The organism is Pseudomonas shirazica, from assembly GCF_015168335.1.
In the GTDB taxonomy this organism is placed as follows: Bacteria; Pseudomonadota; Gammaproteobacteria; order Pseudomonadales; family Pseudomonadaceae; genus Aquipseudomonas; species Aquipseudomonas asiatica.
Genome location: NZ_CP063457.1, coordinates 1 through 12,095 on the forward strand (window position 1 = coordinate 1; position 12,095 = coordinate 12,095).

Annotated in this window: 9 protein-coding genes and 1 pseudogene; all 10 read left to right on the plus strand. The window is 59.4% G+C overall.

The window, feature by feature from the left end; genetic code table 11:
* A partial coding sequence (gene intI1 / locus IMX18_RS26770; protein ID WP_112034776.1) for a class 1 integron integrase IntI1 occupies window positions 1–672 on the plus strand: 672 nt, incomplete at its 5' end.
* 374 nt (window positions 673–1,046) lie between these two features.
* Window positions 1,047–1,607, plus strand: coding sequence for a recombinase family protein (locus IMX18_RS26775; RefSeq protein ID WP_003090771.1), 561 nt, complete (start codon window positions 1,047–1,049; stop codon window positions 1,605–1,607).
* A 3-nt stretch (window positions 1,608–1,610) separates the two neighbouring features.
* Window positions 1,611–4,577: a Tn3 family transposase gene (locus tag IMX18_RS26780; protein WP_003090772.1), complete on the plus strand. Its 2,967-nt coding sequence runs from the start codon at window positions 1,611–1,613 to the stop codon at window positions 4,575–4,577.
* A 33-nt stretch (window positions 4,578–4,610) separates the two neighbouring features.
* Window positions 4,611–5,459, plus strand: a pseudogene (locus tag IMX18_RS26785) (recombinase family protein); the annotation flags it as partial.
* A 173-nt stretch (window positions 5,460–5,632) separates the two neighbouring features.
* The gene (locus tag IMX18_RS26790) at window positions 5,633–6,403 is read left to right on the plus strand and encodes a hypothetical protein (RefSeq protein WP_217191216.1); all 771 of its coding nucleotides are present in this window, start codon (window positions 5,633–5,635) and stop codon (window positions 6,401–6,403) included.
* A 23-nt stretch (window positions 6,404–6,426) separates the two neighbouring features.
* Window positions 6,427–7,671, plus strand: a complete 1,245-nt coding sequence (locus IMX18_RS26795) for a DUF1173 family protein (protein ID WP_217191214.1) — start codon at window positions 6,427–6,429, stop codon at window positions 7,669–7,671.
* 88 nt (window positions 7,672–7,759) lie between these two features.
* The gene (locus tag IMX18_RS26800) at window positions 7,760–8,209 is read left to right on the plus strand and encodes a hypothetical protein (RefSeq protein WP_217191212.1); all 450 of its coding nucleotides are present in this window, start codon (window positions 7,760–7,762) and stop codon (window positions 8,207–8,209) included.
* A gap of 552 nt (window positions 8,210–8,761) precedes the next feature.
* Window positions 8,762–9,535: a protein KlaA gene (locus IMX18_RS26805; protein ID WP_217191210.1), complete on the plus strand. Its 774-nt coding sequence runs from the start codon at window positions 8,762–8,764 to the stop codon at window positions 9,533–9,535.
* Between the two features lie 10 nt (window positions 9,536–9,545).
* Window positions 9,546–10,664: a toxic anion resistance protein gene (locus tag IMX18_RS26810; RefSeq protein ID WP_217191208.1), complete on the plus strand. Its 1,119-nt coding sequence runs from the start codon at window positions 9,546–9,548 to the stop codon at window positions 10,662–10,664.
* A complete protein-coding gene (locus IMX18_RS26815) occupies window positions 10,664–12,073 on the plus strand; it encodes a hypothetical protein (protein WP_217191205.1) in 1,410 nt (469 codons plus the stop codon). The genes IMX18_RS26810 and IMX18_RS26815 overlap by 1 nt, the downstream gene beginning before the upstream one ends.
* Window positions 12,074–12,095 lie beyond the last annotated feature (22 nt).

Consider the following 12,095-nt stretch of genomic DNA (forward strand, 5'->3'; position numbering starts at 1 on the left):
GTGGTGCTGACCCCGGATGAAGTGGTTCGCATCCTCGGTTTTCTGGAAGGCGAGCATCGTTTGTTCGCCCAGCTTCTGTATGGAACGGGCATGCGGATCAGTGAGGGTTTGCAACTGCGGGTCAAGGATCTGGATTTCGATCACGGCACGATCATCGTGCGGGAGGGCAAGGGCTCCAAGGATCGGGCCTTGATGTTACCCGAGAGCTTGGCACCCAGCCTGCGCGAGCAGCTGTCGCGTGCACGGGCATGGTGGCTGAAGGACCAGGCCGAGGGCCGCAGCGGCGTTGCGCTTCCCGACGCCCTTGAGCGGAAGTATCCGCGCGCCGGGCATTCCTGGCCGTGGTTCTGGGTTTTTGCGCAGCACACGCATTCGACCGATCCACGGAGCGGTGTCGTGCGTCGCCATCACATGTATGACCAGACCTTTCAGCGCGCCTTCAAACGTGCCGTAGAACAAGCAGGCATCACGAAGCCCGCCACACCGCACACCCTCCGCCACTCGTTCGCGACGGCCTTGCTCCGCAGCGGTTACGACATTCGAACCGTGCAGGATCTGCTCGGCCATTCCGACGTCTCTACGACGATGATTTACACGCATGTGCTGAAAGTTGGCGGTGCCGGAGTGCGCTCACCGCTTGATGCGCTGCCGCCCCTCACTAGTGAGAGGTAGGGCAGCGCAAGTCAATCCTGGCGGATTCACTACCCCTGCGCGAAGGCCATCGGTGCCGCATCGAACGGCCGGTTGCGGAAAGTCCTCCCTGCGTCCGCTGATGGCCGGCAGCAGCCCGTCGTTGCCTGATGGATCCAACCCCTCCGCTGCTATAGTGCAGTCGGCTTCTGACGTTCAGTGCAGCCGTCTTCTGAAAACGACAAACTGGATGTCAGGCAAGGCGCATCACGCCGTCAGAATAGAGTCCGCTTTCACATTCTTTGACACATGCTTGCCAAGGTCATAGATTTCAGCCTGACAAATTCAAGGCTTCGGGCGCAATGGAACCAAAAACCAACGCAAGCCCTGCCGCCCATCCAGCCCATGGAGGCATCTTGCAGGGACAACGCATCGGTTACGTCCGGGTCAGCAGCTTCGACCAGAACCCGGAACGCCAACTTGAACAGGTCGAGGTCGGCAAGCTGTTCACCGACAAAGCCTCGGGCAAGGACACCCAGCGTCCCCAGCTGGAGGCCATGCTCGGTTTCGTTCGCGAAGGCGACACCGTGGTGGTGCACAGCATGGATCGCCTGGCACGAAACCTCGATGATTTGCGCCGCCTGGTGCAGAAGCTGACCCAGCGCGGTGTGCGCATCGAGTTCTTGAAGGAAGGCCTGGTGTTCACCGGCGAGGACTCGCCGATGGCCAACCTGATGCTGTCGGTCATGGGGGCCTTTGCCGAGTTTGAGCGCGCCCTGATTCGCGAGCGGCAGCGCGAGGGCATCGCCCTGGCCAAGCAGCGCGGTGCCTACCGGGGCCGCAAGAAAGCCCTCTCCGACGAGCAAGCCATCACGCTGCGGCAGCGGGCCGCTGCGGGCGAGCCGAAGGCGCAGCTCGCCCGCGAGTTCGGCATCAGCCGAGAAACCCTCTATCAGTACCTTCGCAAGGACGACTGAACCATGCCGCGTCGCTCGATTCTCTCGGCTACGGAGCGCGACACCTTGCTTGCGTTGCCGGAAAGCCAGGATGACCTGATCCGCTACTACACCTTCAACGACTCCGACCTGTCGCTGATCCGCCAGCGGCGCGGCGACGCCAACCGCCTGGGCTTCGCGGTGCAGCTCAGCCTGCTGCGCTACCCCGGCTATGCGTTGGGCACCGACAGCGAGCCGCCCGAGCCGGTCATCCAGTGGGTGGCCAAGCAAGTTCAGGCCGACCCGGCGAGTTGGTTGAAGTACGGCGAACGCGACGTGACTCGCCGCGAGCACGCCCAGGAACTGCGCACCTACCTACAACTGGCCCCGTTCGGCCTGTCCGACTTCCGCGCCCTGGTGCGCGAGCTGACCGAGTTGGCCCAGCAGACCGACAAGGGCTTACTGCTGGCCGGTCAGGCCCTGGAGAGCCTGCGACAGAAGCGGCGCATTCTGCCGGCGTTGAGCGTAATTGATCGAGCTTGTTCGGAGGCCATTGCGCGGGCCAATCGCCGAGTCTACCGCGCCCTGGTCGAACCACTCACGGACTCGCATCGGGCCAAGCTGGACGAGCTGTTGAAGCTCAAGGCCGGCAGCAGCATCACCTGGTTGACCTGGCTGCGACAAGCACCGCTGAAACCGAACTCCCGCCACATGCTCGAACACATCGAGCGGCTGAAGACATTTCAGCTGGTGGACTTGCCCGAAGGCCTGGGCCGACACATCCACCAGAACCGCCTGCTCAAGCTGGCCCGCGAGGGTGGGCAGATGACGCCCAAAGACCTCGGCAAGTTCGAGCCGCAGCGACGCTACGCGACCCTGGCCGCCGTGGTGCTGGAGAGCACCGCGACGGTGATTGATGAGTTGGTCGATCTGCACGACCGTATCCTGGTCAAGCTGTTCAGCAGCGCGAAGCACAAGCATCAGCAGCAGTTCCAGAAGCAGGGCAAGGCGATCAACGACAAGGTGCGCCTGTACTCGAAGATCGGCCAGGCTCTGCTGGAAGCCAAGGAAAGCGGTAGCGATCCCTATGCCGCCATTGAGGCGGTGATTCCCTGGGACGAGTTCACCGAGAGCGTCAGCGAGGCCGAGCTGCTGGCCCGGCCGGAAGGCTTCGACCATCTGCACCTGGTCGGCGAGAACTTCGCCACTCTGCGCCGTTACACGCCGGCCTTGCTGGAGGTGCTGGAACTGCGCGCTGCCCCGGCTGCGCAAGGCGTGCTGGCAGCCGTGCAGACCCTGAGCGAGATGAACGCCTACAACCTGCGCAAGGTGCCGGCCGATGCGCCCACCGCCTTCATCAAGCCGCGCTGGAAGCCGCTAGTGATAACCCCGGAAGGCCTCGACCGGCGCTTCTACGAAATCTGCGCCCTGTCCGAGCTGAAGAACGCGCTGCGCTCCGGTGACATCTGGGTCAAGGGCTCGCGGCAGTTCCGCGACTTCGACGACTACCTGCTGCCGGCAGAGAGGTTCGCCGCGCTCAAGCATGCGCAGGCTCTGCCCCTGGCGATCAACCCGAACAGCAACCAGTACCTGGAAGAGCGCTTGCAGCTGCTGGACGAGCAGCTGGCCACCGTCACCCGCCTGGCCAAGGACAACGAGCTGCCCGATGCCATCCTCACCGAGTCCGGGCTGAAGATCACCCCGCTGGATTCCGCGGTGCCCAATACCGCGCAGGCGCTGATCGACCAGACCAGCCATTTGCTGCCGCGCATCAAGATCACCGAACTGCTGATGGACGTGGACGACTGGACGGGCTTCAGCCGCCACTTCACACACCTGAAGGACGGTGCCGAGGCCAAAGACCGGACATTGCTGCTGTCAGCGATCCTGGGCGATGCAATCAACCTCGGGCTGACCAAGATGGCCGAGTCGAGCCCCGGCCTGACCTACGCCAAGCTGTCCTGGCTGCAAGCCTGGCACATCCGAGACGAAACCTACTCGGCGGCCCTGGCCGAGCTGGTCAACCACCAGTACCGTCATACCTTCGCCGCTCACTGGGGCGACGGCACGACCTCTTCTTCCGATGGCCAGCGCTTCCGGGCGGGTGGTCGAGGCGAAAGCACCGGCCACGTCAACCCGAAGTACGGCAGCGAGCCGGGGCGGCTGTTCTACACCCACATCTCCGACCAGTACGCACCGTTCAGCACCCGCGTGGTGAATGTCGGCGTGCGCGACTCTACCTATGTGCTCGACGGTCTGCTGTACCACGAGTCCGACTTGCGGATCGAGGAGCACTACACTGACACGGCTGGCTTCACCGATCATGTCTTCGCCCTGATGCACCTGCTGGGCTTCCGCTTCGCACCGCGCATCCGCGACCTCGGAGAAACCAAGCTGTATGTTCCGAATAGCGTCCAGGACTACCCGACATTGCGCCCAATGGTTGGCGGCACCCTGAACATCAAGCACGTCCGCGCCCATTGGGACGACATCCTGCGCCTGGCCAGCTCGATCAAGCAGGGCACGGTCACCGCCTCGCTGATGCTGCGCAAGCTCGGCAGCTATCCGCGCCAGAACGGCCTGGCCGTGGCCCTGCGCGAGCTGGGCCGGATCGAGCGCACGCTTTTCATCCTCGATTGGTTGCAAAGCGTCGAGCTGCGCCGGCGCGTGCATGCTGGACTGAACAAGGGCGAAGCCCGCAACTCCCTGGCCAGGGCGGTGTTCTTCAACCGCCTCGGCGAGATCAGGGATCGGAGCTTCGAGCAGCAGCGCTACCGGGCCAGTGGCCTCAACCTGGTGACGGCCGCCATCGTGTTGTGGAACACGGTGTACTTGGAGCGCGCCACCCAGGCGATGGGCGATGCGGGGAAGTCGGTGGATGGTGAGCTGCTGCAATACCTGTCGCCGCTGGGGTGGGAGCACATCAATCTGACCGGCGATTATGTCTGGCGGCAGAGCCGCAGGCTGGAGGACGGGAAGTTTCGGCCGCTAAGGCTGCCCGGAAAACCTTAGCGTACGATTTTTTCCGTTTTCTCTATTCGCCCCGAACGCATCTACCAAGACATCGCCAGCGGCGCGAAAAGCGCCCGGCCGGAGTTGGACAAACTGCTGGCCAACGTGCGGCCGGGTGATGCCGTGGTGATCTGGAAGCTGGATCGCCTTGGGCGTTCCCTCAAGCACCTGGTCGAGTTGGTCGGCGAGCTGGCAGAGCGCAAGGTCGGCTTACAGAGCCTGAATGACCCCATCGACACCACCCACGCCCAAGGCCGCCTGGTGTTCAACCTGTTCGCCTCGCTGGCGGAGTTCGAGCGCGAGCTGATCCGCGAGCGGACTCAGGCGGGTCTGTCGGCCGCACGGGCGCGTGGCCGGATCGGTGGCCGTCCCAAGGGCCTGCCAGCCAAGGCTGAGGCCACCGCCATGGCGGCCGAAACCCTCTACCGCGAAGGTCGCCTGAGCGTCAGCGCGATCGGCGAGAAGCTGCACATCTCCAAGAGCACGCTGTACAGCTACCTGCGCCACCGTGGTGTCGAGATCGGCGCGTACCAGAAGAGCGCCAGGTCACGCGACCAGCAGCCTTCGGCCGCGTCGCCGGCAGAGCCGCCCGCCGCCGAGCGGGTGGCCACCGTCACCCTGCGCCTCGCGGTGGTGAATAACAGCAAGTTCGTGCGCGGCCGGAAGCGGGCCACGGAGAACATTGAGCGCTACTGCCTGGAGCCCTATGGCATGAAGCGGCTGGATGCCGGCCACTATGAGTTGACCATTCCGTATCGGAGCGACGATGAGCTGGACAAGAGCGTGCATGACCTGCTGACCGAGATCAGCCAGGAGGCCGACATGCGCAACTGTTTTGTCGAGATGGGCGCCTGGGAAGAAGACACCGAAAAGCGTTGGTAGGGCTTACGTTGGTTTTTGGTTCCATTGCTCCCCAAACCCCAGGTTGAGAAGCTGAAGACTTTGCAGTCTGAGCCTCGTCATGTATTTCCGACGCTCGCCGGTCCTGAAAACGAATTTTCTACTCACAGTCCCGAGATAGCCTCCTGATCGAATGCATCAGAGGATTCGCTCTCATGAAAATCCGTAGTCTCTGCGCCCTCGGCAAGATGAGGGCATACACCACTGATCACGAGTTTGCCATCCTCTCACCCAAAGCGTTCAGCATTCCTGCCGGGGTTGATCCACTTGAGCATGAAGCTGAAGCCCTTCATGCCTTCATTCAGCGAAATCGTTGGCGCCATCCCAACTGCATCGTTGGCCTGCACAACAGCCACAATCAGTTGCTGGCGCCAGGCGAGATCGTTATGAGCGGTACCCGCTCCTCGCTTATTCGTTATCTACTTCGCTGGGAAGCACTGCGCATTATTCCTGTGTGGGTGGACGGATTCAGTAGCCTTTCTGTTTACGAGCGCGATGCACGTAGCAAGCAGCTTGAGCAGTTGGAGAGTGCCCGGCGTAGGCTCGTTGCCACAGATAGCTGGTATCAGAACGATGAGGACCAGTACGAGCTCGCCTGCATGGTCATGCGCACAGGTCACTGGGCCCTGGAAAACCTACCCCCACTTGATGGCCTGCGTTGGCCAACCGGGGAAACTTTAGGACTATCGAATCCCAGTATGTCTGCGGAGGCCGTTGAGGACGGCTTCCTCGAAGGGATATTTTCCATGATAGAGCGAGGGGCCCGGTTTCATGGCGAGGCCGGAAGCATTCCAGCTAACAAACTATTCGGCATTGAGCTCATGAGCCCCAGGTCTGGATATGAGTTGCTGGTGAAGCTGCATATACAGATCGAGACGAACCGTGCTGAAGCAGCTCATGCCCGCCGGCACCGGGCGATAGCCTGATACGAATCGAGGGAGAAAAGATCATGATCAACAATCGATATCCTGTACTGATCTCTGGAAAGCGCTACTCGCCTGAGTTCCAGACCGATCAGCAGTACGCGAAAAGCTGGAAGACCGTATTGGAGAAGGCCTACGGCACTCATGCAATTTGTTCGTGCCCAAGCACCGGCTCCCGAAAGCTCTCGATCAAGCGGCGTGAAGATAGCGATGGTTTTCACCTGGCCCGGTTCGCTGGTACAGGTCATGAGCACTCAAATGATTGTCGGTACTATGCGCCGGCCCCGGAACGCTCTGGTATGCAAGGGTATGCAGCTGGTGTAGTCGAGGAGGGCGAAGATGGCAGCATTCGCGTGCGCCTGGCCCGAGGCATTAGAGTCCAGGCCCCTCCATCCGAGGAAACCCAAAGAGCCTCGGTGGCAAGAGCGCCTGGGAAGAGCAAGCCGGCTATGACGTTGCTCGGGCTTCTGCACCTTCTTTGGTCTGAGTCTCGGCTCTCTACCTGGTATCCAGCAATGGAAGGCAAGCGCAATAGCGGCATTGTGAACTATGCGCTACTACAGGCTGCTGAGCGTATCGCCGCCAGCCGGATGAGGTTAAGCGAGGTGCTGCTGCTGGCAGCTCAAAAGGACAGCAAGGGGGCAGCCCGCAATCAGGCGATCGCCAAGTCCGCAACAACGAAGGATCTTAGACTCGTCGCGATTTCGCCGCTGGCACGCTATAACCCTGAGCGCCATTCTGGAGACATGACCAGATTGCCCTTCGCGGGGCCCTATGGGATGCCCATGCTGAACCTGCCCGCGGAAGTTTGGGCAACCGCCGGCCGCAGATTCGAGAGAGAATTTTCCGCCTGGAAGCGCGGAAGTCGAGTTATCGCCATTGCTCAGGTTACGCCGCGGAAGGGCGGGGCGTTTTCGCAAGCAGATGTCGTTGATCTGGCCCTTATGCAGGTTAGTGAACGTTGGATCCCTGTCGACTCAGATTACGAAGGGGTCATTGAGGCCAAGCTCCACGCAGCCGGCCGCAGCTTCGATAAACCACTTCGCTATGACGCTGATGAAAGTGAGGTTTTCCCTGACTTTTGGCTTTTGGACACGGGAAAGGACTGCCCCCTGGAAGTGTTCGGGATGAGCACCCATGCCTACCTGGAACGGAAGGCGGTCAAAACGGCTTGGTATAACCGGGAGTACGGCGGGGCAGGGTGGTGGTCGTGGAACGCCGCGGCTGACCCAATGGGAAAAAATATCCCTCCTTTCCCTGCCAAGGCCTGATCACGGCATCCCTGAACAGTACGTACTTGGGATTTCGTGGCCTGGTGAAATCCTGAGGCCATCGCCGGATTGAACGATGAGATACCCCATGAGCAACGATGCGCAAAACGTACGCATACCATCCTGCATCGGCCAGAAGCCGCTTGTAGGGAATTATTATGTTTCCGAATGCACTCGCTGCGGGTGGGTCGGTAGCTCCGAAGCCCTTACCGACGATTGTCAATGCACTCAGGAGGAGGGCGACCGTTACTGCCTGGGCGATACCGATGAAATAGGCACCGACCGTTTGCTCGAAATAATCCAGGCCTTGGCGCGACGCCATGTTGAGTCCCAAAAGGCTCACCAACTGCTAATTCAGCACACCAACGAAACCGAGAAGTACCTAGCCACCGCGGCTGAGCTGTTGGGCGAAATCGTACAAAGCGGCCAAGCCTTCCGCGAGTGCTCTGACAAAGGGAGTGCGACGGGCTTGCGGGTTGCGGCCGTGCTCGCCTACGTCGCTCAGTTTCACCCTGAGGGCATCAACAGTGACAGCTGATGGAAAGCGAATGTCCTGGGCAGATCGAGCAGCACCAATTGTCGCTGAAATAGTCCGCCGGGTAGGTCGAAGCGATCAGCAAGCTCTGCGAAAAGCGTTGACCGAGGCGTACCCTTGGGGGGCGCGAATGAACACACCCTACAAGGCCTGGCTTGCCGAAGTGCACCGACAGTTGGGGCATCCCCTCAATACGCCGAAAGCAGACCCAGACAACCATCAAATCGACATGTTCGCCCAGCCCCGAGAGTAAACGACCTGGCTGCGGCTTCTCGATCAAGTGAGATGGCCGCCTAGTGAGTGGCCTCCTCCCGCTGAAAAGCTCATCCATTTCTCAATGGCTGCCCTTGCCGGGGAATACCGGCTTTTGCGATCAAGAATTGAGGCTAGGTTCTTCCCCCATTTTGAAACGATTTGGCGAATTTGGGATTTTTCGAGATAGAGATACAACGTCTTGGAACTGCGCTTTCAGTCGCTAAAAGCGTCCGAAATAAGCACCTGCGAAGGAATACGGCAGGTACGATCTCCAATAAATTTAAGGAGAAATTTTCCGCCATGACTCATTCCGTGGTCAGCATCGACCACCTAAAACAGCAGATACTCCCTGAGTTGTTTGCCTTCCCGGCTCGTCTCGGCGAGTACGGGGGCGTAGCGGATAGCTCTGCCAAAATCGATCAACTATCAGATCTCATGGAGAGCGGGTCGGCGGCGGCGCTTGCTGCCAAAATCGCAGAAATCCTCTCGAAAATGGCCGACGCCTCGCCGGAGCAAATTACTCGGAAGCCGACCTGGTTCGAGAAAGTTCTGGGCGGAGCCGTGGAAAAGCAGGTCCGCTATCAAGTTGCCAGGTCAACACTGGAACAACTGCTTGCCGAAGCTGAAGGTCATGCGCAGGGTGTACGCGATACGGTCAGCGCCATCAGCAGAATGATCGTAGCCCACGCTGAAGAGGCAGAGGCACTGAAAGTTTTCATCCAGGCCGGGCGCGAATTCCTCGAAGAGAACCCTCTCATCGGGACGGTAACAGCGGGGGAGATTGAGTTTGATCGGCCGCGGGAGCGATTGGCGCGAAAGCTCGCCAATCTGGCAACTCTTCTGGCATCACACGAACTGAGCGTTAGCCAGATGAAGCTGAGTCGTGCCCAAGCCCTCGACATGCTCGATCGCTTTCGAGAGACAGTCACCGTGCTGGTTCCCGTATGGCGGCAACACACCCTTACCTTGATCACCACCAAGCACATGAGCCCGGCGATGGTCGAGGCTGCCAGCAAGGCGCATCAGGCGCTTATGGCCAGCCTGTCTGAAAGCCTGAATGGCGTGAAGCACTGAGGAGCGAAACATGCAGCAGGAAACTACCGTGACAGATCTCGCCACTACCAACACCCAGCTTACTCCAGCTGGGCTCCAGGCCCTCGGTCTCCAGGAACAGGACATCCCCCAAATCAAGGCTGTAGCAGCACTGATTCAGGCGGAAAACCCACTCTCTGTTTCTCAGTTCGGGAGGGAAGTAGCTGAACACACTTCCTCCTATGCCGACAGCTTGCTCGACCAGGTTCGTAACAGCGACCTGGACGATGCCGGTGCAAAGCTGAGCGAGGTGGTTGCCGTCGCTCAGTCGCTCAATGTCAGTGCGTTTTCCAATCGCCGTTCGCGCATCCCTGTCATCGGCCCGCTGATCGACAAAGTAACCCTGCGCGGCAAGTCCGTTCTGGGTCAATTCGATACAACACGAGAGCAAATCGAAAAACTCGTTGCTGAGGTCGACCAAACACAAGCGGGCATATCCGCTCGGAATACCGGCCTCGAGTCTATGTTCGTTGCGGTACGTGAGGAGCATAGGCTGCTTGGCATCCATATCGCCGCCGGTAAGCAGCGCCTTGCCGAGCTACAGACGCATGTTTCTCAGCTTCGAGCGAACATCGGAAACGACCCCGCCCGTTTGCAGCAAGTTGCAGATCTGGATGCACTGATCTCCAACCTCGACAAGCGTATTGGCGACCTTACGGCCCTCCAGCAGTCTGCGATGCAGAGCCTTCCGACCATTCGGATGATTCAAGCAAATAACCAGATGCTGGTGGACAAGTTCCACACCATCCGGGAAATCACTGTGCCGGCTTGGAAGCGCCAGTTCATGCTCGCTTTGACGTTGAACGAGCAGCGAAATGCCGTCCAGCTTGCCACCAAAATTGACGACACCACCAATGATCTCCTCAAACGCAACGCCGAGTTGCTGCACCGCAACTCCGTAGAGACTGCCAAGGCTAACCAGCGGCTGGTAATCGACGTGGACACCTTGCAGAAGGTCCAGGCAACGTTGATCCAGACTGTGGAAGACGTAATCAAAATTCAGCGTGAGGGCGTAGCTCAACGCAAGGCCGCAGAGAAAGAGATCCAAGGCATGCGTCTCGATCTCCAGAAGCGCCTGGGCAGGGTCGAAGAAGTGAAGGAGCTTCACTGATGACGGAACCAGTCCAACTGTACCAGTTGCGGGTCGACGGCCTCGTTGCAGAGGAAAACATTCCCGTGGCGCAGCTATCGGGACTTTTGAATAGCTATGGCGTCGTGCGGGACGATACCCTTAATAGGCTGATGGCTGGCCAGCGCCAGCAGGTTCTTGGTCAAGTGCTTGAACTGTCGAGGCAAGCTCCAGAGTTTGCCTCTGGTGTTTACACGCTGCTTGTTAACGGAAGAGTCGCCGCGAAGGACGTTCCTGACGCTAAGCTGGCAAAACTGCTCGCCAGTTACGGTGCCAGTAAGAAGGAAACAACTCGTAGTCTCGTTGCAGGCTTGACGCGGCGTGTACTGGGCCAGGACCTGAAACTGCTGCATCAAGCGGATGGGCAGACGGCCGAGAAAACCAGCAACCACGCACTACCCACAACCAAAGCGGTAGCTGAGCTCACAGCGCTGATACCTAACCGCACCCAAACCGAACCTGATTTACCTGCAAGAGCGCCCAAAGCGCCGACGCCGTTTGACGCGCCCCTTCAAGAACTGCTCATGCGAGCGAAAAAACTGCGTAAAGGTACTCTGATATTCGGCGTTTCAGCCTTGGTCCTGGCATTGCTGGGCGGCGTATTGTATTCGGTAGGAATCGCCGTCGAACCAACCACCACGATTCATCACATCTTGGTTCCAGATACGGTTGCCAAAGCATTCCAATCGGTCGAGAACGCCGGCGTCGGGCTCACAAGCACGGGTAATGTCTCGATAATTGCGGAGGAGCTTTTTGGAGGCGTAGCGTTTCGAGTGGTATGCCTGATCGCAATGGTTATGGGGATGGCCTTTTCAATCCTGGCGGGGCGTTATCTCAACGCCATCCCATACATCATGGTCGGTATCGCGCCTCAGTTGTTGGGCACCATCCTAGGCTTTGGTGATGTTCAAACCACCAGTAAACCTAACGAGTTTGCGTCGGCAATCGAATCTAAGAATCTGTCGACGCTTCAACGCCTTCTAAGCTCCCGAGCAGACATAGACGATGTGGCCAAGGCCTATGTCCTTGCCCAAGCTTCTGTAGCCGATGGTCGCTCCACAAGGTGGGTAGTGGAAACCGTCAGAAACCTGCGCGAGGGGAAAAACGAAGGCAGTTTTACCGTTCCATCCAGTGTTGCATACGCCATCGAGGCAACTGATCTTGGTCAGGATGCCAAATTGTCTGACAAAGCTGAACAGCACCGCCAGAATGCTTTGGCGGAGGCAAGGGACTGGAAACGCAAGAGCATTTGGGCACTTCTCCTGGCAGGGGTGCTCGGAGTCGTTGCGACTGGCCATGAATCGATCGCGCAAATCATCTTTCGCAGGGTTAGACGCATCAGCAAACTTCTTGACCCAGTGATGTCGAGCTTCATCCACCCTCGTCGTTAGCCCCCCTAGAGAACCCAAGCCT